The sequence below is a fragment of the Parabacteroides sp. TM07-1AC genome (genome assembly GCF_003480915.1).
Taxonomy (GTDB): domain Bacteria; phylum Bacteroidota; class Bacteroidia; order Bacteroidales; family Tannerellaceae; genus Parabacteroides; species Parabacteroides chongii.
In genome coordinates this window covers 163,266-187,034 of record NZ_QUKD01000013.1, presented here as the reverse complement: position 1 = coordinate 187,034, position 23,769 = coordinate 163,266, and the positions used below count along the sequence as shown (strand labels likewise).

Sequence of the window (23,769 nt, the reverse complement as noted above, 5' to 3'; positions counted from 1 at the left end):
GTTATGACAAAGATTAGAAACATTGTATTTGATTTGGGAGGTGTCTTGATAGAACTGGACCATGAGTGTGCAGTGCGCCGCTTTGAAGAGATCGGGGTGGAGGATGCCAGGCAATTGCTCGATCCCTATGAACAGAAAGGATTCTTTTTGGAAGTGGAAAACGGAACGATCACTGCCGACGGGTTTTGCCGGAAACTGTGTGAATATACCGGAAAAGATCTTTCATACGAAGCTATCAGACATGCCTGGCTTGGATTCATCGTCGATACTCCCCAATATAAACTGGACTATCTGCTGAATCTCCGCGAAAAATACAATGTGTATCTTTTGAGTAATACCAATCCGATTATCCAGGAAGGTTGGGCAAGAACCAGCGAGTTTACTCCTGCCGGTCGCCCGATCGGTGTCTATTTCGACAAGATGTACACTTCTTATGAGGTGGGTGTCACTAAACCGGATGCGAAGATTTTCGAATATATGATCCGCGACAGCGGTCTGAATCCGGCAGAAACACTTTTTGTGGATGACGGAAAGAGTAATATTGAGATCGCTCGCCAACTGGGTTTCGTTACTTATCAACCGAAGAATGGCGAAGATTGGCGGGAAGTAATAAACAAATTCCTGTCTGAATAATTTATATGGTTTAACTGATATTAGGAATCTATCAGTTAAACCATTTTGTGATAATCTTGTAGAGGGTAGTGATCTCTATCGGCTTTGCGATATGTTCGTTCACGCCTGCTTTCAGGCTTAACTGTACATCTTCAGCAAAAGCATTGGCGGACATGGCTACGATCGGTAATATTTTTATATCTTCCCGGTCAAGCAGACGGATCGCCCTCGTTGCTTCGAGTCCGTTCATTACCGGCATCTGGATATCCATTATGATTAGATCGTAGTATCCTTCTGTAGAGCTGGATACGCAATTTACCGCTTCTTTTCCGTTGCAGGCTGTTTCAACTTCTGCGCCGGTTTCCCGTAGCAGTTCGTAGGCGATTTCCCGGTTTAGGTCATTGTCTTCGACTACCAATATGCGTTTACCGACGAAGGTGGTGAGGGCTTTTGGGGCAACGCTGTTCAATTTGTCTTCCTTCTTGTCAGTAGCAAATCTTTTCATCAGGTGGAATAGTTTGGATTTCATGATAGGTTTACTGATGAAACCATTGGCTCCGGCTTTCAGGGCTTCACTTTCATAACCTGAATAGTCGTAAGCCGAAATGATTATGATAGGGATATCCGGACCCGCATATTCCCGTATTTTGTGTGTTGTCTCGATACCGTTCATGTTGGGCATCATCAGGTCTATGATAATAGCAAAATACTTGTTCCCGTCAAATATCTTCTGTACAGCTTCCTGTCCGGAAAGAACCCATTCCGGTTTCATTCCTAGTCCCTGTAAGTTTTCACAGGCTATTTCGCAGGAGATATCATCGTCATCTACAACCAATACCGGTAAATTTGCCAGTATATCCTTATCATATTCATCCATATCTCCCAATTTGACATGGAATGTCATAGAGAATCTGGAACCTTTGCCGTGTTCGCTTTCCACCAGGATGTCGCCGTTCATCATCTGGGCAATATGACGACTGATGGCCATGCCGAGGCCGGTACCCTGGATATTCCGGATAGCAGCATCGTCCGAGCGTTCGAATGGTTCGAACACCTTGGATAAAAATTCAGGCTTCATACCGATTCCATTATCTGCAACTGTTATTTCAAACAGGCCATAACCGTTATAAACAGAGACTTTTTCTCTGATGGTTACGTCTATCCGCCCTTTTTCAGGTGTATATTTCACTGCATTAGTCAGTATATTCATTAATGCCTGCTGTATGCGTTGTACGTCTCCGATCAGATATTCGTGTTTTACCTGGATAACGCGTATGTGTAAATCCTGCTTTTTCATTTCGACGGATGATTGTACCATCGCAAATAAACTTTCCAGAAGTTCTTCGAGCTTAAATGCCTCTTCCGTCAGCATGATATGTCCGCTTTCCAGTTTTGACATATCCAGTACTTCGTTGATGAGGTTCAGCAGGAGCTTGGAAGAAATAGTTATCTTCTTCAGGCAATCGGCTATACGTATCTGATCATCTATATGCAGACTGGCTATTGCTGTCATGCCTACAATAGCATTTAAAGGGGTACGAACGTCATGGCTCATTCGTGACAGGAAATCGGATTTGGCACGGTTGGCAACTGTCGCACTTTGCAGGGCTTCCTGCAGTAGTTGTTTCTGTCTTCTTTCTTCCCTGATTTCCGTTATATCGGTTCGGGTCAGTAACCAGATGTTCTTTTCTTTGTCGAAATAACTGAATCGTATTTTCTTATCCCGGTTCACACCATTTTCTATCATGGTGTTGTATAGAATATATTCCCCGTGTTGTTCCAGTATCGGACCGACATGGGCAATCATCATATTCTTCGTCATTTCTTCACATAATTCCGGTGACATATATTGCCGGTTGTATTCGGTGACCACTGCCTCATAATCGCTGCTGGCGATTGGAGGGGGACTATCGCTTTCCGAACCGGAGGCGTACATAACATAGCTGTTTTTTGAAGCTTCTATATAAATCACATAGTCGTATTCTGATTGTACGGCTTTTTCTATGATTTGAGATTTTCTAAAATTGTTGACGTTACGACTGGATAAAATGATCTTGTCAGGTATGCCATTCTCATTGACGATTATGTCGATGAAGGCTTCATGCCATTCAAAACCGAAATGTGTATTGAAGAAACGTATATCGAATTTCTTGTGCATGCATCCTTCCGCTATCATGCTATGAAATGTATCGAACGAGATTACTTCGTCCCATAGACTATAATCCGGTGGATAGACATCTTTTTTGCGGGTATCGCAGAGGTTTTTGTAGTCGTGTTTCGTATTATCCAGTTCCGGGTTTATGCTGTCCTTAAAGACTTCGACACTTTCGTTTTGGGGATAAATAGTCCAAACGATATCCATAAGATACTGGTAGTTGGCTAACGATTCATTTGATTTAAGTTTCTTTTCCATATAACTATATTTATCCGCTTTTATATCAGGCTTTATGTTCAGCAATCAATTGACAGATTTGATTGTATTCTGTCTTTAATTGGTTGAATAATTCCTGCATACCTTCCGTATTCCCGGTTCTGAGTTGTTCTGTCATCGGGGTCAAAATGTTTAGTAGGGTGGTCAGATCAAGTGTTCCGGCTAATCCTTTTAACGTATGGGCATGGCAGAATGCCTGGTTGATATTATTCTCTACAAGACATTTCTCCATTTGGAGGAAATTTTCATCCATCGGAAATTTAGAAAGTATCCTTTCATATAACTGTTCATTATCCATGAATCGGTTTAATGCACTGCTCAGGTTAACTCCGTTTGCTTGTAATTTTTCTTTGTATTCGCTTGTCATGTCTTTGTAGTCGGTTTTATGTCACGAACTAATTATCAGTGACTAAAGAATATTACACAAAAGTAAATAAAATAATATACAAAAACAGAAAAGTCGTTATAATTCAATAGGATTCAGTGCTTTTTTTGTCGAAAAAAAACCGGAAGAATTTTGTAAAGATTCTTCCGGCATACTTATTTAATGAATGACTTTTTATTGGATACCGCGTTCGCGCAGTCTTTCCTGCCATTTCCAGGCAGAAGCCAATGTATCAGCCAATGTTTCTTTTGCTGTCCAACCCAATACTTTGTTAGCACGTTCCGGATTAGCCCAAACCTTTTCGATATCACCTTCGCGACGGCCTACTATCTTGTGAGGAACTTTTACGCCGGTAGCTTTTTCGAATGTGTTGATCAGTTCCAGTACGGTTACACCGTTTCCGGTTCCCAGGTTGAAATATTCAACATTTGCATCTGTCTTACCGCCCAACATACGGTCCATAGCAATCACATGAGCTTTCGCCAGGTCGACTACATTGATATAATCGCGGATACAAGAACCGTCAGGTGTATCGTAATCGTCACCGAATACGCTCAGTTCCTTACGGATACCGATAGCAGTCTGTGTCAGATACGGGATCAGATTCTGGGGAACACCGTTAGGCAACTCACCGATTTCTGCACTCGGGTGAGCTCCGATCGGGTTGAAATAACGCAGGATGATGCTCTTGAACGGAGCATTTGCGTGGATTGTATCGCGGATGATCTCTTCGTTGATCTGTTTGGTATTACCGTAAGGAGAAGTTGCCGGTTTGATCGGTGCATCTTCTGTTACAGGTAAGTTTTCAGGATCCGGCTGTCCGTAAACGGTACAGGAAGAAGAGAACACAATACCTTCGATATTGAATTCAGGCATCAGTTCCAACAGGTTGACCAGCGTAACGACATTGTTACGATAATACTTCAGCGGTTGTTGAACCGATTCACCGACAGCCTTGCTGGCAGCGAACAGGATGATACCGTTGATACCCGGATGGGCCTTCAATGCTTCACGAGTTCCTTCTTTATCTTTTAAATCCAGCTTGATAAATTCAGGACGGATACCTGTGATCTTTTCGATACCATCCAATACCTCGATATTGGAGTTCGACAGGTCGTCGATGATTACTACATCATAACCTGCATTCTGCAACTCAACTGTAGTGTGAGAGCCAATGTATCCGGTTCCACCTGCTACTAAGATTTTCTTTTTCATGCTAGTCTCTATTTAGATTAAATTATACGATTCCGGAGAATCCCATAAACGCCATAGCCAGTAAACCGGCAGTTATCAGCGCAATAGGGGTACCTTTCATACCTTCGGGAACACGTGTCAAAGCCAACTGTTCTCTAATCCCTGCAAAGATAACTAAAGCTAGCGCAAATCCAATAGCTGTTGATATTGCATATACAACAGATTCCAATAAATTATACTCTTTTTGTATTACGAGGATGGCGACACCCAGGATACAGCAGTTGGTGGTAATCAATGGAAGGAATACCCCAAGTGCCTGGTAAAGAGCCGGAGATACTTTTTTCAGGATGATCTCGACCATTTGAACCAATGCGGCAATGATCAGGATAAAACTGATTGTCTGCATAAAACCTAGTCCGAATTTATCCAGGACATATTTCTGTACCAGGAAAGTGACAATGGTTGCGATGGTAAGCACGAATGTAACGGCTGCCCCCATACCTGCCGCAGTTTCCACTTTCTTCGATACACCGAGGAACGGGCATATACCCAGGAACTGTGCCAACACGACATTGTTGACAAATACGGCTGCGATAAATATTAGTATATATTCCATATCTTTCGTTTTTTAATATCAGGCTTTACGCAATTTGTTTACAATAGCAATCAGGTAACCCAGTGCGATGAAAGCACCCGGAGCCAGTACGAAGATCAGCGAACCGAATTGTTCAGGCATAAGAGTCAGGCCGAATAATTTTCCTGTACCCAATAATTCACGTATGGCACCTAGCAGTGTAAGTGCCAGGGTGAAACCGAGTCCGATACCCAGTCCGTCGAATGCGGAAGAAACGACACCATTTTTAGCGGCGAAAGCTTCTGCACGTCCTAATACGATACAGTTTACTACAATCAACGGAATGAATAGTCCCAGGCTGGCATACAATGCGGGAACGAAAGCTTCCATACACATTTGTACTACCGTAACGAATGTCGCGATAATAACGATATATCCGGGGATACGTACCATATCCGGAATAAGATTCTTCATTGCGGAGATCGCCATGTTGGAACAGATCAATACAAACATGGTTGCAAGTCCCATACTCATACCGTTCAGTGCTGAAGAGGTTGTACCAAGAGTTGGACACATACCCAGCAGTAAAACAAATGTCGGGTTCTCTTTGATGATACCGTTCATCAATATTTTCAGATTACTCATTGTCGTTTCCTCCCTCTTTAGTGTTAGCGGTTGCACCGGTTACTCCGTCAGTACCAGAGAATGCGCTGTAAGCGCGGTTCACTGCATCCAGGAATGCGCGGCTGGTGATGGTTGCAGCTGTGATAGCGTCCACGTCTCCACCGTCTTTAGTTACTTTTAGCGGTCCGCTTGTCAAGTCGCGTCCCAGCACACTTTGTTTGTTCTTATCTGCACTAAACCATTCCTGCATCTTGGCACCGAGACCCGGAGTTTCCGCATGCTGTAATACTGAATAGTTTAACAGTTTACCAGTTTTATCGAATCCGACGATCACTTTGATCTCGCCGCTGAATCCTTTCTTGGTGTTACTTTCAACGGCAGCACCTACGAATTCACCGCCTTTGGTAGCCGGGTAGATCTTTAGTGAGTCGCCTTCGGCTGTAACGGCCATATAGGCATCTTCCGACGGTTTATTGTCGAACTCAGGGGTAACCGCTTTGATCGCTGCTTCCAGCGCAGCCGCTTTGGAGGCAGCAATCGGACCGGTGGTGTACATGTTCACTCCGGCTAATATCGCTCCGGCCGCCACACAAATGATGGTAAGCGACAAAAGCATATTGGGTAATGTTGATTTTAGTTTTGCCATGCTTATTTCCCTCCAAAATGTTTAGGTTTGATATAACTGTTGATCAGCGGGGTAAATGCATTCATAATAAGAATAGCAAACGACATACCTTCCGGATAAGAGCCGAACAAGCGGATCACTGTGGTCAGGATACCGATACCGACACCGTACACTAACATTCCGTTCTTGCTCATCGGGGAAGTCACATAGTCAGTCGCCATAAAGATAGCTCCCAACATCAGACCTCCGGATAGCAGATGAACGAACGGACTCGCATATTGAACCGGATTGACCAGGTGCATAATACCTGTAAATACAAATACCGTAACCAGGATGGAAACGGGAATCTGCCAGGTAATGATCTTTTTCCATAACATATAGCATAGTCCCAGAAGCAATGCCAACGCACTTACTTCACCGAGGCTACCGCCCATCTTACCGCATAACATATCGACCAATGTCGGTAATTTGTCGAGTGCCCCTTCGTTCATCAGGGAAAGAACGGTAGCACCCGTTGTTGCGTCAGTGTAAGCTGTCAGTTGTCCTACTTCCGGCCAGGTTGTCATCTGTGCCGGGAAAGAGATCAACAGGAATACACGTCCGACAAGTGCAGGGTTGAAAATGTTGTTACCCAGTCCGCCGAACGACATTTTCCCGATACCGATAGCTGCCAGCGCGCCGATCAGGATGATCCATACAGGCAGGTTCGACGGCAGGTTGAATGCCAGCAGGACACCGGTCAGGATGGCTGAACCATCGCATATAGTCGGTTCCTTTTTCATCAGGAACTTTTGGATCAGATATTCAAAGAGGACGCAGGCTACGACCGATGTTGCAGTAACGATCAATGCACCCAGTCCGAAAAAGTAGAGGGATACCAGGAAAGCCGGAACAAGGGCAATCAGTACACCATACATATTCTTGCTTATGCTGTCACCACCGTGGATATGGGGCGACGGAGATACTATTAAATTATTTTCCATATTGCTCTGTTTTTATGACTTTCGTGCCCGCATGATTCCCATTACTTTTCCTTTACCTGAACGGATATAATCCAGCAACGGACGGTTGGCCGGGCAGGTATAACTACAAGAACCGCATTCGATGCAGTCGGTGATATGATTCTTTTCTGCCAGATCCCATTCTGTAAACTCTGTAGCATTCATCAGCAGGGTCGGGTTGAGGCCCATCGGACAAACATTGACACATTTGGCACAACGGATACAATCGCGCATCGGTTTACGTTCAGATTCTTTTTTTGTCATCAGTAATACGCCGGAGCTACCTTTGGTAACCGGCACTTCCGGACTGATCAGGGCTTTACCCATCATCGGACCTCCGCCGATTATTTTACCGGTATCTTCAGGAATACCGCCTGCAGCTTCGATCAATGCACTGATCGGCGTACCCATGCGAACCAGGAAGTTAGACGGATTGGCAACTGCTTTACCCGTTACGGTAACGACACGTTCGAACAACGGTTTGTTTTTCATCACCGCTTCATATACTGCATAAGCCGTACCTACATTCTGTACAACGGCTCCGGCAGAGATTGGCAGTGCACCGCTCTTTACCTGGCGACGAATCACAGCGTCGATCAGCTGTTTTTCACCTCCTTGAGGATATTGTACTTTCAGAGGCATGATGTCGATTCCTTTATATCCGGCAGCCAGTTTCTGCATAAGTGCGATGGCATCCGGTTTGTTGTTTTCAATACCGATCACTGCTTTTGTTACGTTGACGGCTTTCATCAACAGAGTAACGCCGACCAGAATCTGTTCTGTCTTTTCCATCATCAACGAATGGTCGGAAGTCAGATACGGCTCACATTCTACGGCATTGATAATAATGATCTCCGCTTTGCTTCCGGGAGGAGGCATCAGTTTTACCTGGGTAGGGAAAGTTGCGCCGCCCAGACCTACGATACCGGCAGCCGCGATCTTATCTACGATTTCCTTGGAAGGAAGCGGGCATTCTTTTACGAGTGTCTCGCTGCGGTCGATGGATTCTTCCCATTCGTCGCCTTCCACATCAATATAGATAGCGGGGCGTTTGTATCCGCTTGCGTCGAGGGTGTTATCTATCTTGTTTACTTTACCGGATACCGACGAATGGATATTCGCCGATACAAAACCTCCGGCTTTGGCGAGAAGTGTACCGACTTTAACCGGATCGCCCTTCTTGACCACAGCCTGGGCAGGAGCACCGATATGCTGGCTTAGCGGTATAATGACCTGCTTGGGTATAGCCAGTCCGGTGATTTTCTTCCCGGCAGACAATTTATTTTCGGGTGGATGTATACCTCCGATTCGAAATGTCCTTAGCATACTATTAGATTTTTATTTTTGAATTGTTTCTTCTGTTGTTTTTGTTTCAGGCGCTGTGGCTGCTTTTGCAGTCGGTTCAGCTTTAGTTGTAGCTTCTGCTTTCGGTGTTGTTTCGGCAGTTTTCGGAGCTGGTGTTGCTTTCGGGGCAACAGGCTTTACTTTGTCGGCGTCCACGGCAGGGGCAGCTTCTTTACGGGGCGGGAAATTCAGTTCATGAATCGCTCCGGTCGGACATACGGCTACACATTTGCGACACAAGCGGCATTTGCGGTAGTCGATATAAGCCACATTGTTTTCAAGCGTGATGGCTTCGAACGGACATTCCTTCACACATTTACCGCAACCGATACAAGCATTGGAACAAGCCTTGCGGGCTGCTGCTCCCTTGTCTTTATTCACACAGCTAACGAAGATACGACGTGATTTCGGTCCTTTCTTACGTAGTTCGATAATGTTTTTCGGACAGGCTTTTACGCAGGCACCGCATGATGTACATTTGTCATCGTCTACCTCGGGCAGTCCTGTTTCCGGATTGATGTGGATGGCATCGAAAGTACAGGCGTTTACGCAATCGCCATAACCGAGACAACCGAATGTACAGTTCGTTTCTCCTCCATATAAAGAGGAAGCGATGGCACAACTCTGTACACCATCGTAACGGTTTGTACGCGGACGGGCCTGGCAAGTTCCGTTGCAACGCACTACTGCTACCATCGGCTCTGCGCTGGCAGCTTCCATACCGAGGATTGAAGCAACTTTACCCATCGTTTCGGCTCCGCCTACAGGACAAAGCAGTCCTTCCAGTGAATCGGCTTTTACACAGGCTGCTGCAAAACCACCGCATCCGGGGTATCCGCAACCTCCGCAATTGGCTCCGGGCAATGCTTCCTGAACCTCTGCGATGCGGGGATCTTCGTATACTTCAAACTTCTTGGAGGCGGCGTAGAGGAATACTGCACCGATGGCTCCAATGGCTCCTAATGAAATAACGGCAATTAAAATCATGATATTTGATCAATTAAGTTTTTTCAGGGTAAATATGAATTTTCTTTTTAGTTTTTCGCGTAAAAAGTATAGTATGCAGTAGTAGGGAACTAATAGTAATAGACCGGTTAACCCGCTGGTTGTTTCGTCCCATTGCAAATAAGTTCCTGCTACAATGGCCGCGACTACAATGATCAACGGAAGAACAAAGGCCAGTAACACAGCCTGTAGTCCAAGTGAACTCTGACCGCATAGCGTGACTTCTTCGTTTACATGGAATCTGTCGGAGTTGGGATCGTTCACTTCAATAATCTTCTCTTTTTGGTCGGATGCGCTGCACATACCTTTTGCGTGGCAACCGGAGCAGGCCGATTGTTGAATGATCCTGACAAAGATCGTATCGCCTTCGATCTTTTCGATTCTACCGTTGTGATTGATACTTTCGCTCATGTTTGTAATCTCGACATTGCAAAACCAGGGCAAAAGTAAGGATTATTTAGATAATATGTCACGATTAACAAAGTTTATTACAGAAATAATTGAGCTTTACTTACCATTTGTAATTAAAACCAAAACTCAAGAGTTCGTTGATCTGCAGATAACTGTCGAAGTCTTCATTCTTGGCAATACCGTCGTCATATCTCAGGTTCAGTGAGATGATGGTTGAGAAGAATCTGCTGATAGCCATATTCAACCGGTTTTCGAACTCACCCTGGATACGATGATAATTGGTATTGTAATTCAGACGGGAATACCAGCTGATATTCCGGCTGATGTCGAATGTCATGGTCGCATTAACAGTCGAACCGAACAGGCTCTGTTTGTACGGATAATTTTCTTCGGTATCTTTTTTCTGGAAATGGCGTGCCAGGTCGATGTCTTTATCTATCGTTCGGATATAAGTATAAGATAACGGTGCGATATTGGCAGATAATACCAGTTTTTTGTGTTTAGAAGATGCAAACGTCTTGTTCAGGTCATATTTCATACCGAGACCGAAGTTGATGCTGAATGGTGAAAGCAGACCGGCCAGTTTGACATTCTGGTTTTCTGCGTAACTGCTGAATAACTGTGTCTTGAATTCCATATCCAGCGTATAGTACCATTTGTTGAATGCCTTGTAACCGAAGTTACTGTAAATACGGAACACGTCATCACCGACTTTATAGTTACGCAAGGTATCTTTCGGTGCTGTATATAAGTTATTCTTCAATTCCAGTGAATTGGTGAACATGACCTTGTCCTTATTATAGTTGTAGGTGAACAGTTCGCGGTTTGTCAGGTTCAGCGTACTAACACCACCTTTATGCCAGTTCGGAGAGATATAATTCTGTGCAAACTGAAGTGAACTTTCAAAGTGTGACGTCCAATACCGTCTTTCCGGAATGAATTTTACCGGAGCATCCACATCACTGAAATCAGCATCACTTTCCACTTTGATCATATCCGGCTGGTAAGTCGGTTTTGTGATCACTTTGGCGATCACTTTATCCTGTGGCAAATCCCTCATGGAATAACGGATGTAGTTCGGATAGTTTGCCTCTATATATTTATATGCTTTATTTTCAATCTCACGTCTTAACTCCTGTTCCTTAAACAAAGTATCCGGGGTAAAGGGCAGAGGTATATCGATTTTATTTTTCCAGGCATCTTTGTCATAGTACGAAAGATTGTCCGGCAGAAGTTTTCCTTTGAATATGATTGGCAGAAACAACGGGTTCACTATAATCGTATCCCGGAAAGTTACGTTGTTGTCAAATATAGTGGAGGCATCACGAACTAAACGTGCCCAGTACATTGCTTCATCAGACAGTTCGACTTCGTCTTTTTTTAGAAAACGGAGCAGATTTTCATTGGGGGTAACCGGTGCGGAATACGACCGGTTCTGTTTCTCGAATTGTGCCCGCAGGCTAATGATATTATCCAGGTCCGGATCTTCTATTTCAATCACAGGGATAGTATCTGTCGCATTACCTTGCTCGGTCTGTGTGAGATTGCTCCCGGTAATGAGAGTCCCTTCCTGCGCTTTAGCCAAGCTTGCCAATGATGAAAGTATAAAAAACAGAATGAAGTATCTTTTGATAACCATAATACTTTTTTATTTGCAATCTTTAGTATCTACGATGCGAAATTAGATAAAAAGTATGAGATGTGCTAATCTTTTACATGATATAACAAACTTAACGGTCCGGGCAGGAACTCGAGATGAAAAAATATCCGAGTCCCTTGCTGTCTGAATGAAAATGACTAACTTTGCGGTTTCGAAATGCAAGTGAGCAATTAAAAGACAATTAAAATATTACTATCGTGGCAGATACAAAGTACATCTTCGTTACGGGCGGCGTAGTCTCTTCTTTAGGTAAGGGAATTATTGCTGCATCATTGGGTAAACTCCTTCAGGCGAGAGGCTACAAGGTTACTATCCAAAAGTTTGATCCCTACATTAATATCGATCCGGGTACATTGAACCCTTATGAGCACGGTGAATGTTATGTAACCGTAGACGGACATGAAGCGGACCTGGACCTGGGACATTATGAACGTTTCCTGAATGTTCCTACCACACGGTCTAACAATATTACGACAGGCCGTATTTATCAGAGTGTAATAAATAAAGAACGTAAAGGCGATTACCTGGGTAAGACAGTCCAGGTGGTTCCTCATATCACAGACGAAATCAAACGGAATGTGAAGCTGTTGGGATCAAAGTACAAATTTGACTTTGTGATCACGGAGATTGGTGGTACCGTAGGCGATATCGAATCGTTGCCGTTCATTGAAAGTGTACGTCAGTTGAAGTGGGAACTGGGTAAGAATTGTATGTGCGTGCATCTTACTTATGTACCTTACATTGCGGCTGCCAAAGAATTTAAAACAAAACCGACACAGCATTCTGTTAAGCAATTACAGGAACTGGGTATCCAGCCGGATGTATTGGTTTTGAGAACTGAACATCTGCTGAGCAACGATATTACCCGCAAGGTTGCCTTGTTCTGTAATGTGGATGCGGATGCTGTTGTACAGTCTGTCGATGTTCCGACTATTTATGAAGTTCCGCTGGTGTTGCAGCGTCAGAATATGGATGTTACCATCCTGAAGAAGATGGGACTGGAAGTAGGACCTACTCCGGAAATGAAACCCTGGAAAGAGTTCCTGAAGAAAAAGACAGATGCCACTGAAACTGTTAAGATCGGTTTGGTCGGTAAATATGTCGAATTGCAGGATGCTTATAAATCGATTGACGAATCATTGCTGCAGGCTGCTATCTATAACGATCGTAAACTGGATCTGCATCTGTTCCATTCTGAAAAACTGACTGAAGCCAATGCTGCCGAACAATTGAAAGATATGGATGGTATCCTGATCGCTCCGGGATTCGGGCAGCGGGGTATTGAAGGTAAGTTTGCCGCTTTGAAATATGCCCGTGAAAATGATGTTCCTTGCCTGGGTATCTGCCTGGGTATGCAGTGTATGGTAATCGAATATGCCCGCGATGTTTTGGGTCTGACCGAAGCTAACTCGACAGAAATGGAACCGAATACACCATACAAGGTGATCGACTTGATGGAAGAACAGAAAAATGTGACCAATATGGGTGGTTCTATGCGCTTGGGAGCTTATGACTGTGTTCTGGCAAAAGGCTCGAAAGCGTATGAAGCTTACGGGAAAGAACATATCCAGGAACGTCATCGTCACCGTTTCGAATTTAACAACCAGTATCGCGAACAGTTTGAAGCAGCCGGTATGAAATGTACTGGTGAAAACCCGGAAACAGGTTTGGTGGAAGTGGTTGAGATTCCGGCACTGAAATGGTTCGTAGGTGTTCAGTTCCATCCGGAATACAACAGTACGGTAGTTAATCCGAACCCACTTTTCGTGAGCTTTGTGAAAGCCGCTATTGATAATAAATAACAATGTTATAGATGGATAAAAACACATTAATTGGTTTTCTGCTTATCGGTATTGTTTTATTTGCGTTCAGCTGGTTTAACAGGCCGACGCCTGAGCAGTTGGAAGCTCAGCGCCGTTATCAGGACTCGATCGCCAGGATCGAACTGGCTAAACAGGCTGAGATGCAGCTTGAAGACAGCAAAAGCACTGCCGATAATTCTTTTGACAGTCTGCCGGATTCTGCGCGAGCAGCCCGGCTGGAAAGCAATTTCGGGGTATTCGCCGCAGCTATGACAGGTACAGACGATGTAACTGTTTTGGAGAATGACCTGATTGAATTGCATATCAGTAATAAAGGAGGACGTATTTCATATGCCCGTCTGAAAGATTATACCACGTATGATAATAAGCCTGTTATCCTGTTTGAAGGAAAAGAGGCTTCTCTCGATTTCACACTGGTAACCGCAACAAACCGTGTATTGAATACTGCCGAACTGTTTTTTACTCCGGTAAAAACACAGGATCCGAACCAGTTGATCATGCGTGTAAATGCAGGCGAAGGAGGTTCGCTGGACTTTATCTATACAATTAAGCCGGACAATTATATGGTTCAGTTTGATATAAAAGGTACAGGTCTGAACGGTGTTCTGGCTCCAAGTACAACGGCTTTGGATATGGTTTGGAAACAAAAAATCCGCCAGCAGGAGCAGGGTATTAAATATGAAAACAGATATACTGCCTTGTATTATAAATTCCTGGCCGACGGTGTAGAACAGCTGAGCGAAAGTAAAAGTGAAGATAAGAAAGTGTCAGGCCGTCTGAAATGGATCGCTTATAAGGATAAATTCTTTTCGACGATAATGATTGCCGACGAAGGTTTTGAAAGTGCAACATTCGATTCGAAGATGGTTGAAGCTGATGGTATTGTGAAAGAGTTTAAAACAACAACGGCAGTTCCTTTCGACCTGAGAGGAAATGAGATGACAACTTTCCGTTATTTCTTCGGACCGAACAGTTATCCCTTGCTGAAATCATATGACAAGGGTATCGCTTCCGACCAGCAGCTGGATCTGGAACGCCTGGTTCCGCTGGGAGCAAGTGTTTTCCGTTGGGTGAACCAGTATTTCGTTATTCCGCTGTTTGACTTCCTGGGTAAATATATCAAGAGTTATGGTCTGATCATCTTCCTGATGACAGTGATAGTGAAACTGATTTTATTCCCATTGACGTATAAGTCTTATATGTCATCAGCGAAGATGCGCGTACTTCGTCCGCAGGTGGAAGAGTTGAATGCTAAATATCCGGGACAGGATAAGGCGGTGGAGCGTCAGCGGGCTACGATGGAGCTGTATAGCCGTGCCGGGGCGAGTCCGATGGCAGGCTGTATACCGATGTTGTTGCAGATGCCGGTATTGATTGCCCTGTTCATGTTCTTCCCGTCGGCTATCGAGTTGCGTCATCAGAGTTTCCTTTGGGCACATGACTTGTCGACTTATGATGCGATTTTCAGCTGGAATAAATACATTCCTATTATTACTCCATACTTCGGTAACCACATCAGTTTATTCTGTTTGCTGATGACGATCACCAACGTTATTTATACCAAGTATAATATGGAAATGACCAATACCGGACAACAGCAGATGCCGGGGATGAAGGCCATGATGTATATGATGCCGCTGATGTTCCTGGTGTTCTTTAACCAGTATGCGTCAGGTTTGACTTATTACTACTTCATTTCTACATTGATCACGATCGTTCAGACATTAGTATTCCGCTATACGATCAATGAAGATAAGTTGCTCGCCAAGCTGGAAGCAAACAAAAAGAAACCGCAGAAGAAATCCGGTTTCATGAAACGTTTGGAAGAAGCACAGCGTATGCAGCAGGAACAGTTGAAAAAACAGCAGGAACAGAAAAAGAGAAGATAACATTCCCTGTACATGATAAAAAAGAAGGGCATGCCGGTCTGAAAGACGCGGGTATGCCTTTTTTTATGACCTATTATCTAAATAAGTTGTATATTCTGATCAATCGCTTGAATATGAATAAACATGGGGTTTGTTGTATTAAAATATTTATATATTTGCATCATTGTAATATAAGTCAACCTATGTGGATTGTCGTTATGTTGACGACTTATTTATCGGATGGCAAGTTCCGATTGGATGGTTTGGAGTTATTAGTCTAAAATGATTCACTGATGAATAAGAAAGAAAGACTTTTGCAAGGAAGTGTAGCTGGGCTCTTTGCAGTGGTATGCGTTCTCTTTTTCCAGTTTTTGGTTTCTGACCATTTGTTCGCGAAGGAACAGATGGTAAGTATGGCGGGGTTGCCTGAGGTGCTGTCCGGATATTGGGGAAAGCCGGCATGGCTTGCCTGCTCCTTAGCAAAAATACTTACCTCCGTATTGGTTCCTGTCGGGGGCGGTGCTATTCTGATTACTTTGGTGCTGTTGTCCGAATGGTGGGCTTCTTGTTTCATCTTGAAGAAGTTTCATGTGGGTGAAATGGCCCCTTTATTTGCTTTGTTTCCGGTGATATTGGAGTGGGGTACTTACGCGAGTCCTTACTATCATCTGAATTCTATCTTGTCTCTGATAATAACACTCTATATATTCTGTGGCTATACGTTGATAAAGAAGAAATGGCTTTCAGGTATAATGGGATTCGTTTTGTTGTTTGTCGTTTATTCCTTGGTTGGTAGCCGGTTATTTATATTTATTATTTTGGTGTTGCTGTATGAGGCGGAGATAGAGGAAAAACGGTGGATGTATTGGACTTTGTTGTTGATTACAGGGACTTTGTTGCCTGAATTTCTGAAAAGTTTATATTCGCTTTCAGAAGAAGAAGCCTATCAGTATCCGCATGCATGGCTGCCGGCTTTTTTTCCGGCTATCATGTTAGCCAGTCTGCTGGTGGCAATGCAGTTTGAAAAAGTCCGGTATATGAAAGTCAGTACATGGTCTGTCTCTGTTACTTCCGGACTTTTACTGTTATTGCTGGCGGTTACTATAGTGAGCCATGTTGCTCGTTGAGAAAAGCGAGTGCTTTCTCCATGTCTTCCGGCGTGTCGATACCGATCGTCTCCTGTTGGGTTATGCCGACTTTTATCTTGTAACCGTTTTCGAGCCATCTGAGCTGTTCCAGGCTCTCGGCCAGTTCCAATGATGATTGGGGCAGGTTGGTGATTTCCTTCAGCGTATCGGCCCGGTAAGCGTATAAACCGATATGTTTATAATACGTATGGTTGGGTAACCATTCCTGATAGTTCTTACCACGCATATAGGGGATGATGGAACGGCTGAAATACATTGCTTCACTGTTCTTGTTGAGAACGACTTTCGGGGAGTTCGCATTGAAGAGTGCCGTTTCGAAATCATCATCCGGACGGAAAGGTTTAACCAGTGTGGCAATCTGCGTTCCGGCATCCGTAAAGCACGCTTTTAATGTTTCAATCTGTTCCGGATGGATAAAAGGTTCATCGCCCTGAATGTTGACCACTACGTTGTAACCATCTCCGACTTTGGTATAAGCTTCATAAACACGGTCCGTTCCGCTTCGATGCTGGTCGGAAGTCATAACGACATTCCCGCCAAAAGCTTTTACGGTAGCTTCAATCCGGCTATCGTCTGTGGCGACACATACGGCATCCAGTACATCTTTCACCTGTTCGTATACACGTTGGATCATCGGTTTTCCTGCCATGTCGGCCAACGGTTTTCCCGGAAAACGGGTAGAGGCATATCTTGCCGGTATTATTCCTATAAATTTCATATCCGGTTGTTTTATTCGTTAATTGATTATCTTACTGTTTTACCTTCGCTGAGGCGCAGCACTTTCTCATGCTCGCCGACAATCCATACAATATCTCCCTGTTCGAAAACGGTGGTGGGAGGCGGATTCTTGATCGAGTGAGAGTCCCGTTCGATTCCGATGACAAGGCATCCGGAATTATCGCGTATACCCGATTCCAGGATCGTCCGGCCGATCAGCCCGGAGCCTTCGCTGATAAAGAACTGTTCCATGTTGACCTCTTTCTTTTCCTGCAGGTTGTTCATCGATTCTTTATAGCGCTCTTCTATGTATTGCCGGAAATGAGTAAGGTCGTCGTCTGCACCGACTACGACCAGTTTGTCGAACGGATAGAGCCGTTCGTTTCCTCCCGGTATATTGATGCGTTTGCTCCCACGGATGATTGTGACGATATTTACGTTACATTTCTGTCGGAAGTTGAGTTCTTTCAAAGTTTTGCCCATACTGGGGGAATTTTGTTTCACTTCGAAATCGGCCAGGTGAAGGTCTCGCTCCAGTAAGTGGCTGGCAAAACGCTGGTTGATAGGTGCGTTCCGCTCGCTTTCCATTTCACGGGCAGTCAGGTTCGTAAAGAAATGGCGCTCCATCAGGATCGACTGCTTTTTCAGCCGTTTCGAGAAGATAACCAGTGCTATGACTGTTGCAGCGATGGCAAGGCCAATTCCGATGGCTGTATTCAACAATCGTGCGATCGGCAGCATGACGAGTCCTATACATAATATAATACGCAGTACGATCAGGGAAACAAGCGGACCACGGTTATATTTGCTGTCATGCCATAATTGCTCGTATTCAGCCGAATGATTTTTCTTCATCATGATAGCGCGCAGCATCGGCGAGATAAGAAGAAGGATCAGAACCAGAGATATGCTTTGTCCCTGTATGCCGGGAAGTTGTTTGATGATGAACGGAGCAATAAACTGTAGCCATATAAAGATCAGTACCAGGGTAACGGCTGTATAAGTACCGACAATACGTACCAATGCTTTCAATAATTTATCCCACGCACTTTTTTGCCGGATTGTGTTGGAACCGGAGGAGTAACGTTCAAGAAAACTCATCCAGCTGGCGGGGATAAGTCGTTCGGCAACCTTACAGGCAGGTTCCGCCATACGTATCATATAAGGTGTAAAAAAGGTCGTTATGACGGAAACGGCTACAACGATCGGGTAGAGGAAATTGTCCGTCACTTTGAGTGTTAGTCCTAAAGAGGCTATGATAAAGGCGAACTCGCCGATCTGTGCCAGGGAAAAGCCCGATTGGATGGCGACTTTGACGGTCTGTCCTGATAAGAGGACACCGAAGCTGGCAAAAAGAATTTGTCCGACCATAACGACAAGCGTCAGGATCAGGATCGGTATCTTATATTCCCAAAGCAGTACCGGATCGATCAGCATACCGACGGAAACGAAGAAGATGGCACCGAACAGGTCCTTTACCGGTTTTACGATGTGTTCGATATGTTCGGCATCGATCGTTTCGGCAAGGATCGATCCCATAACGAATGCACCTAGTGCTGAAGAAAAACCGGCCTTGGTTGCGATCATGACCATTCCCAGGCATAAACCGAGACTGACGATCAGCAAGGTTTCGTCGTTGAGGAATGTCCGTGCTTTCTTCAGGAAAGAAGGGATAAGATAAATGCCGACAACAAAGCAGAAAAGTAGGAAGACGCCCAGCTTTACCACACTGTCCAGTAACTCCATACCTTCGACATGCTTACTTACCGCAAGTGTGGAAAGTAGCACCATCAGTAAGACGGCGAACAAATCTTCTACGACCAAAATACCGAATACGACCCCGGCAAACCGCTGGTTGCGCAGTCCCATATCGTCAAAAGCCTTGAATATAATCGTGGTGGACGACATCGAGAGCATTCCGCCCAGAAAAAGACTATTCATATGTCCCCAACCGAGCGATAGTCCGGTGATATATCCGAATGTCATCATCCCGATAACGACTGTGACCGCTCCGATCACTGCCGTTCCGCCGACTTTCATCAGTTTTTTGAAACTGAAGTCCAGTCCAAGTGCAAAAAGCAGGAACACGACACCTATATCCGCCCAAATACGGATACTTTCTACGTCAGATACAGTGGGAATCTCTTTTATCGCTGGTCCTGCCAGAATTCCGGCAACAATATAGCCCAGTACGACCGGTTGCTTTAATTTCTTGAAAAGCAAAGTAACAAGCCCTGCAGAAATCAGTATTACTGCCAGGTCTGAAATTAATGAGGGGATCTGTGACATGCTTTCACTCTTTTTCGGTTGGCAAAGTTAGACATTTATTTTAATTTTGCCGGTCAAATAATGAGCCAAAATGAAGAAGAAACATCCGATAGAAGCATTGATTGAACAGGGCGAGCATCAACAACTCGATTTCAAGTTCGAGGTAAGCGACAGTAAAAAGATTGCCCGCACCTTGTCTGCTTTTGCCAATACCGATGGCGGTCGGTTGCTGATAGGGGTAAAAGACAACGGGAATATTTCCGGTGTACGCAGTGAGGAAGAGTATTATATGATTGAGGCTGCCTCAAAGATGTATACCCGGCCGGAAGTTCCTTTTGAGGCTACACGTTGGGAGATAAATGGGAAAACGGTATTGGAAATCTATATAGCGCCCAGTCCGGAGAAACCTCATCTGGCACCGGATAAAGAGAATAAATACAAAGCTTATATCCGTGTGTCCGATGAGAATATTCTAGCGAACGAGATTCTGATGCTTGCCTGGGAGAAGAAGCATATGAAAGACGGAACACTGGTGAAGATCAGTAAGCCGGTAGAGCGTTTGTTTGCCTATCTGGACCAGCATCCATCTATCAATGTCGGACAATTTTGCCGTGTAGGCCATGTAAATTATTACACGGCCAGGAATATTCTAAGCGACCTGCTGGCTATCGATGCCTTGCAATATGTGGTTATTGATAAGCGCATTCTCTATGAGCGTGTGCCCGGGAATGATAAACTGGCATTATAAGTCGGGATTTTCCACATATACCTGCGCATTCTCGAAGCGGACGACTTCCACTTTTGTCCCTTTTTCGATGAATCCGGACTCTGAAACACCGTCATAGAGTTCGTTGTCGATCATCACTTTGCCCGAAGGACGAAGAACGGTAAAGGCTGTTCCTTCCTTTCCGATTAGGGAAGTCAGGGAAGGGGAGGAGTGGGCATCTTCCAGGTCTTTGTGGAGTGCCACTTTCCGCATCATGCCTTTTGTGCCTATTTTGTTGGATAGCCAGATCATCAGTACGAAGCCTAGCCCCAGTCCGATCAGAACGGTCAAGGTTGCCTCGCCAATTTCTTTTGTGGAAACCTCTTCGAAGTTAAAGTCTGTATTGTTCAGCAGACTGAGTGTCAGTCCGGCTATCAGGAAGATAATTCCGCTGATACCGGCTATTCCGAATCCTGGAATAATAAATATCTCAACCGCGATCAGGAGCAATCCGAGAATAAATACCAGGATTTCCCAGTTCTGTGCCAGGCCATCGATGTATAAAGGAGCGAAATAAAGTATGGCGGCGACTACGGCAGCTGCCGATGGAAAACCGAGCCCCGGTGTCTGCATCTCGAAGTAAATACCTCCTATTATAATAATGATCAGCAGCGATTGCAGCATTGGATTCATCAGAAAACCTTTCAGATCGTCCTCCCAGGAGGGTTTATATGTTTTCAGTTCGTAGTCATTGTATCCCAAATACTTGGTAATCACTTCGTCCGGCGTTTCTGCGATCCCGTCGCAATATTTCCATTCCAGTGCCTCGTCGGCTGTGAAAGTGAGAACTTTCCCCGAATCGATCAGGTTGGGAACGACGACGCGTTCATCTACCATAGCTTCGGCGATCAACGGATCCCTTTTCCATCTGAATGTCGTGTCTTTCTCCTGTATGATCGTGTCTTTTCCATGCGCTTCGGCAGTCGAGCGGATCATGGAACGCATATAAGACTGATATTTGTCGGGTAAGGCGGCTCCGGTTTGGTTGACGACGGTCGCAGCTCCGATGTTGGCCCCTTTTCGCATAAATATTTTTTCACACGCAATGGAGATAAGTGCTCCTGCTGAAGCAGCATTGTTATCGATAAAAACATAGACCGGGATCGGATTGTATAAAATCGCTGTGCGCATTGAATCCGCAGCTTCGAGCAATCCGCCGTAAGTGTTCATATGGAGAAGGACTGCATCTGCCCCTAACAATTTGGCTTCTTCCAATCCGTTACGGAGGTAGATACGAGTGGTGTTATTTATCTCTTTTTTTATATCTATCTGATAGACGAGTTTTCGCTCTTCCCCTATTGATTTAAAGGTTGTTATCAGAAGAAATAGCAATAAAAACAAGAGCTCTGAATTTTTCTTCATTTTATCTAAATATCTATACTTTTTGTTCTTTGTTGAAAATTGTAACATACAACTTGTAAATTTTATATTTATACAAGTTGTAAACTTGTAAAAGCTGTTCATTTTCAGCAGCATTTGTTATAAATATATTAAGTTACGATTTTTAATATTAATATTTCTCAAAGCGCCATTCGATATCAATAATATTTTCTACATTTGTATTGTCTCTCAATAGTGAGGGGCTATACTTAACCGGTATTAACCTTTTATAAATAGTAAGTAATATGAATGCGTTGCAATTTCAGAAAAAATTATTGAGCATGCAAGAAAACATGATGAATTTTGCACTGATGCTCACCGCAAATCGGGATGACGCCCAAGATTTGATGCAGGACACAACGCTGAAGGTTTTGGACAATCAGGAAAAGTTTGTTGACAATATTAATTTTAAAGGTTGGGTCTTGACCGTAATGCGTAATATCTTCATTAACAATTACCATAAGATAGTTCGTACGCAGACCGTTGTTGATCAAGGTGTTGATTTGTATAATCTGGACGTCGTAAATGATTCGGGATTTGATTCTCCGGACGGAGCATATCAGATTCAGGAGATCACAAAAGCCATTAATGGATTGAATGAAGAATTGAAAGTTCCTTTCTCCATGTTTTTAAGTGGCTATAAATATAATGAGATCGCGGATAAACTGAATGTACCACTGGGAACTGTAAAGAGCCGTATCTTCTTTGCACGCCAGGAGTTACAAAAAGTTTTGAAGGATTTTCGTTTAGGATAGTGGTTAATATTCTAATAAACAAGTTAATAAAAAGAAGAGGCTTCCGATCGGAAGCCTCTTCTTTTTTAATATATAGATGATAAAAATGACATATTAATGAATTAATCCGTACTTTTGCCGCAAAATACTAAAACATAATGAGAAGTTTTGCAAGCGATAACAATTCAGGCGTCCATCCGTTGGTAATGGAGGCTGTGATAAAAGCAAATGAGGATCACGCAATCGGATATGGCGACGATCCCTGGACAGCTGCTGCAGCGGCAAAAATCAAGAGTATATTCGGTGGAGAGGCTTCTCCGTTCTTTGTTTTTAACGGAACCGGAGCCAATTCGGTGGCATTGCAGGCGGTAACACGTCCTTTCAATAGTATTTTGTGTGCAGAAACGGCACATATTAATGTCGATGAATGTGGTGCCCCGGCACGTATGACCGGATGTGCAATCGTCACTATTCCGACTATTGACGGCAAACTTGCACCCGAACTGATTAAGCCGCGCTTACACAATTTCGGCGTTTGCCATCATTCACAACCGAAAGCGGTCTATATATCACAGGTTTCGGAGTTGGGAACAGTTTATACGATTGAGGAAGTAAAAGCGATTGCAGACTTGTTACATGCTCATAATATGTATTTACACATGGACGGTGCGCGTCTGGCGAATGCCTGTGCGTATCTGAATTGTTCCATGAAGCAGGTGACAGTAGATGCCGGTGTCGACATTCTTAGTTTTGGCGGTACCAAAAACGGTATGATGATGGGGGAAGCTGTTATCTCTTTCCGTCCGGAAATCACGGAGAACCTGCAATATTACCGGAAACAGTCGGCTCAACTGGCTTCCAAACTGCGTTATCTTTCAGCCCAGTTCATCCCTTATCTGGAAAATAACCTGTGGCTTGAAAATGCCATGAAAGCCAATATCAGTGCTGCGAGATTGGCAGAAGCATTGAAGCAATATCCTCAGATACAATTTACACAGAAGGTAGAAACGAATCAGATATTCTTTACTATCCCTTCCGAACCTTTGAAGAAACTGCAGGAACGTTATTTCTTCTATATGTGGAATGAAGAAAACAATGAAGCACGCCTGGTTACTTCCTGGGATACGACAGGAGAAGATATAGCTCAATTTGAGCAGGATTTGAAAGACGTAATGTCTATTGATTAATCGTCATATTAT

General features: G+C 44.1%; 21 protein-coding genes. 7 read left to right on the top strand and 14 right to left on the bottom strand.

Annotated features, from left to right (window positions below):
- Positions 1–3 precede the first annotated feature (3 nt).
- Entirely contained in the window at positions 4–633 is a 630-nt protein-coding gene (locus DXD68_RS21805) for an HAD family hydrolase (protein ID WP_122363565.1), read from the top strand.
- 31 nt (positions 634–664) lie between these two features.
- Here DXD68_RS21805 and DXD68_RS21800 read toward each other — a convergent pair whose 3' ends face one another.
- From DXD68_RS21800 to DXD68_RS21750, 11 genes are all read right to left on the bottom strand, one after another.
- The gene (locus DXD68_RS21800) at positions 665–3,025 is read right to left on the bottom strand and encodes a hybrid sensor histidine kinase/response regulator (protein ID WP_122363583.1); all 2,361 of its coding nucleotides are present in this window, start codon (positions 3,023–3,025) and stop codon (positions 665–667) included.
- A gap of 25 nt (positions 3,026–3,050) precedes the next feature.
- Positions 3,051–3,410 carry an Hpt domain-containing protein gene (locus DXD68_RS21795; RefSeq protein ID WP_122363564.1) on the bottom strand — a complete coding sequence of 120 codons (360 nt, stop codon included), beginning with the start codon at positions 3,408–3,410 and terminating at the stop codon, positions 3,051–3,053.
- A gap of 192 nt (positions 3,411–3,602) precedes the next feature.
- Entirely contained in the window at positions 3,603–4,643 is a 1,041-nt protein-coding gene (gene galE / locus DXD68_RS21790; protein WP_122363563.1) for a UDP-glucose 4-epimerase GalE, read from the bottom strand.
- A 22-nt stretch (positions 4,644–4,665) separates the two neighbouring features.
- Positions 4,666–5,238 carry an electron transport complex subunit RsxA gene (rsxA, locus tag DXD68_RS21785; RefSeq protein ID WP_122363562.1) on the bottom strand — a complete coding sequence of 191 codons (573 nt, stop codon included), beginning with the start codon at positions 5,236–5,238 and terminating at the stop codon, positions 4,666–4,668.
- Positions 5,239–5,256: 18 nt separating this feature from the next.
- Positions 5,257–5,841, bottom strand: coding sequence for an RnfABCDGE type electron transport complex subunit E (locus DXD68_RS21780; protein ID WP_075558429.1), 585 nt, complete (start codon positions 5,839–5,841; stop codon positions 5,257–5,259).
- Entirely contained in the window at positions 5,834–6,466 is a 633-nt protein-coding gene (locus DXD68_RS21775) for an RnfABCDGE type electron transport complex subunit G (protein ID WP_122363561.1), read from the bottom strand. Before DXD68_RS21775 ends, DXD68_RS21780 begins: the two co-directional genes overlap by 8 nt.
- A gap of 2 nt (positions 6,467–6,468) precedes the next feature.
- Positions 6,469–7,428 (bottom strand): RnfABCDGE type electron transport complex subunit D, encoded by a 960-nt coding sequence (locus DXD68_RS21770; RefSeq protein WP_122363560.1) that lies wholly within the window; start codon positions 7,426–7,428, stop codon positions 6,469–6,471.
- Between the two features lie 12 nt (positions 7,429–7,440).
- Entirely contained in the window at positions 7,441–8,772 is a 1,332-nt protein-coding gene (gene rsxC, locus DXD68_RS21765; protein WP_122363559.1) for an electron transport complex subunit RsxC, read from the bottom strand.
- 12 nt (positions 8,773–8,784) lie between these two features.
- Complete coding sequence (locus DXD68_RS21760; protein ID WP_122363558.1) at positions 8,785–9,777, bottom strand: Fe-S cluster domain-containing protein; 993 nt, start codon at positions 9,775–9,777, stop codon at positions 8,785–8,787.
- Positions 9,778–9,786: 9 nt separating this feature from the next.
- Entirely contained in the window at positions 9,787–10,206 is a 420-nt protein-coding gene (locus tag DXD68_RS21755; protein WP_122363582.1) for a SoxR reducing system RseC family protein, read from the bottom strand.
- A gap of 100 nt (positions 10,207–10,306) precedes the next feature.
- Complete coding sequence (locus tag DXD68_RS21750; protein WP_122363557.1) at positions 10,307–11,845, bottom strand: DUF3078 domain-containing protein; 1,539 nt, start codon at positions 11,843–11,845, stop codon at positions 10,307–10,309.
- A 218-nt stretch (positions 11,846–12,063) separates the two neighbouring features.
- Between DXD68_RS21750 and DXD68_RS21745 the strand changes: the two genes are divergently transcribed.
- The 3 genes from DXD68_RS21745 to DXD68_RS21735 all read left to right on the top strand — a co-directional run bounded on the left by DXD68_RS21745 (position 12,064) and on the right by DXD68_RS21735 (position 16,684).
- Positions 12,064–13,668 (top strand): CTP synthase, encoded by a 1,605-nt coding sequence (locus tag DXD68_RS21745; protein ID WP_122363556.1) that lies wholly within the window; start codon positions 12,064–12,066, stop codon positions 13,666–13,668.
- An 11-nt stretch (positions 13,669–13,679) separates the two neighbouring features.
- A complete protein-coding gene (gene yidC, locus DXD68_RS21740) occupies positions 13,680–15,578 on the top strand; it encodes a membrane protein insertase YidC (RefSeq protein ID WP_122363555.1) in 1,899 nt (632 codons plus the stop codon).
- 272 nt (positions 15,579–15,850) lie between these two features.
- Positions 15,851–16,684, top strand: a complete 834-nt coding sequence (locus tag DXD68_RS21735) for a DUF6057 family protein (RefSeq protein ID WP_122363554.1) — start codon at positions 15,851–15,853, stop codon at positions 16,682–16,684.
- Here DXD68_RS21735 and kdsB read toward each other — a convergent pair.
- Both kdsB and DXD68_RS21725 read right to left on the bottom strand, forming a co-directional pair.
- Positions 16,659–17,423: a 3-deoxy-manno-octulosonate cytidylyltransferase gene (gene kdsB / locus DXD68_RS21730; RefSeq protein ID WP_122363553.1), complete on the bottom strand. Its 765-nt coding sequence runs from the start codon at positions 17,421–17,423 to the stop codon at positions 16,659–16,661. The two genes, DXD68_RS21735 and kdsB, sit on opposite strands and share 26 nt — an antisense overlap.
- A gap of 26 nt (positions 17,424–17,449) precedes the next feature.
- Complete coding sequence (locus DXD68_RS21725; RefSeq protein ID WP_122363552.1) at positions 17,450–19,711, bottom strand: cation:proton antiporter; 2,262 nt, start codon at positions 19,709–19,711, stop codon at positions 17,450–17,452.
- 70 nt (positions 19,712–19,781) lie between these two features.
- Between DXD68_RS21725 and DXD68_RS21720 the strand changes: the two genes are divergently transcribed.
- Complete coding sequence (locus tag DXD68_RS21720) at positions 19,782–20,438, top strand: helix-turn-helix domain-containing protein (RefSeq protein WP_122363551.1); 657 nt, start codon at positions 19,782–19,784, stop codon at positions 20,436–20,438.
- Here DXD68_RS21720 and DXD68_RS21715 read toward each other — a convergent pair.
- On the bottom strand, positions 20,433–21,818 hold the full coding sequence (locus DXD68_RS21715; RefSeq protein WP_122363581.1) for an NfeD family protein: 1,386 nt from the start codon (positions 21,816–21,818) through the stop codon (positions 20,433–20,435). The genes DXD68_RS21720 and DXD68_RS21715 overlap by 6 nt on opposite strands.
- Before the next feature lie 263 nt (positions 21,819–22,081).
- Here DXD68_RS21715 and DXD68_RS21710 point away from each other — a divergent pair, with 263 nt between their 5' ends.
- Both DXD68_RS21710 and DXD68_RS21705 read left to right on the top strand, forming a co-directional pair.
- On the top strand, positions 22,082–22,591 hold the full coding sequence (locus tag DXD68_RS21710; protein WP_122363550.1) for an RNA polymerase sigma factor: 510 nt from the start codon (positions 22,082–22,084) through the stop codon (positions 22,589–22,591).
- A gap of 137 nt (positions 22,592–22,728) precedes the next feature.
- The gene (locus tag DXD68_RS21705) at positions 22,729–23,757 is read left to right on the top strand and encodes a threonine aldolase family protein (RefSeq protein ID WP_122363549.1); all 1,029 of its coding nucleotides are present in this window, start codon (positions 22,729–22,731) and stop codon (positions 23,755–23,757) included.
- Positions 23,758–23,769: the final 12 nt, after the last annotated feature.

Excerpts from the sequence above, each read along its gene's own strand:
- DXD68_RS21805 (WP_122363565.1), top strand. The coding sequence starts at position 4 with ATGACAAAGATTAGAAACATTGTATTTGATTTGGGAGGTGTCTTGATA.
- DXD68_RS21800 (WP_122363583.1), bottom strand. The coding sequence starts at position 3,025 with ATGGAAAAGAAACTTAAATCAAATGAATCGTTAGCCAACTACCAGTAT.
- DXD68_RS21795 (WP_122363564.1), bottom strand. The coding sequence starts at position 3,410 with ATGACAAGCGAATACAAAGAAAAATTACAAGCAAACGGAGTTAACCTG.
- galE (WP_122363563.1), bottom strand. The coding sequence starts at position 4,643 with ATGAAAAAGAAAATCTTAGTAGCAGGTGGAACCGGATACATTGGCTCT.
- rsxA (WP_122363562.1), bottom strand. The coding sequence starts at position 5,238 with ATGGAATATATACTAATATTTATCGCAGCCGTATTTGTCAACAATGTC.
- DXD68_RS21780 (WP_075558429.1), bottom strand. The coding sequence starts at position 5,841 with ATGAGTAATCTGAAAATATTGATGAACGGTATCATCAAAGAGAACCCG.
- DXD68_RS21775 (WP_122363561.1), bottom strand. The coding sequence starts at position 6,466 with ATGGCAAAACTAAAATCAACATTACCCAATATGCTTTTGTCGCTTACC.
- DXD68_RS21770 (WP_122363560.1), bottom strand. The coding sequence starts at position 7,428 with ATGGAAAATAATTTAATAGTATCTCCGTCGCCCCATATCCACGGTGGT.
- rsxC (WP_122363559.1), bottom strand. The coding sequence starts at position 8,772 with ATGCTAAGGACATTTCGAATCGGAGGTATACATCCACCCGAAAATAAA.
- DXD68_RS21760 (WP_122363558.1), bottom strand. The coding sequence starts at position 9,777 with ATGATTTTAATTGCCGTTATTTCATTAGGAGCCATTGGAGCCATCGGT.
- DXD68_RS21755 (WP_122363582.1), bottom strand. The coding sequence starts at position 10,206 with ATGAGCGAAAGTATCAATCACAACGGTAGAATCGAAAAGATCGAAGGC.
- DXD68_RS21750 (WP_122363557.1), bottom strand. The coding sequence starts at position 11,845 with ATGGTTATCAAAAGATACTTCATTCTGTTTTTTATACTTTCATCATTG.
- yidC (WP_122363555.1), top strand. The coding sequence starts at position 13,680 with ATGGATAAAAACACATTAATTGGTTTTCTGCTTATCGGTATTGTTTTA.
- DXD68_RS21735 (WP_122363554.1), top strand. The coding sequence starts at position 15,851 with ATGAATAAGAAAGAAAGACTTTTGCAAGGAAGTGTAGCTGGGCTCTTT.
- kdsB (WP_122363553.1), bottom strand. The coding sequence starts at position 17,423 with ATGAAATTTATAGGAATAATACCGGCAAGATATGCCTCTACCCGTTTT.
- DXD68_RS21725 (WP_122363552.1), bottom strand. The coding sequence starts at position 19,711 with ATGTCACAGATCCCCTCATTAATTTCAGACCTGGCAGTAATACTGATT.
- DXD68_RS21720 (WP_122363551.1), top strand. The coding sequence starts at position 19,782 with ATGAAGAAGAAACATCCGATAGAAGCATTGATTGAACAGGGCGAGCAT.
- DXD68_RS21715 (WP_122363581.1), bottom strand. The coding sequence starts at position 21,818 with ATGAAGAAAAATTCAGAGCTCTTGTTTTTATTGCTATTTCTTCTGATA.
- DXD68_RS21710 (WP_122363550.1), top strand. The coding sequence starts at position 22,082 with ATGAATGCGTTGCAATTTCAGAAAAAATTATTGAGCATGCAAGAAAAC.
- DXD68_RS21705 (WP_122363549.1), top strand. The coding sequence starts at position 22,729 with ATGAGAAGTTTTGCAAGCGATAACAATTCAGGCGTCCATCCGTTGGTA.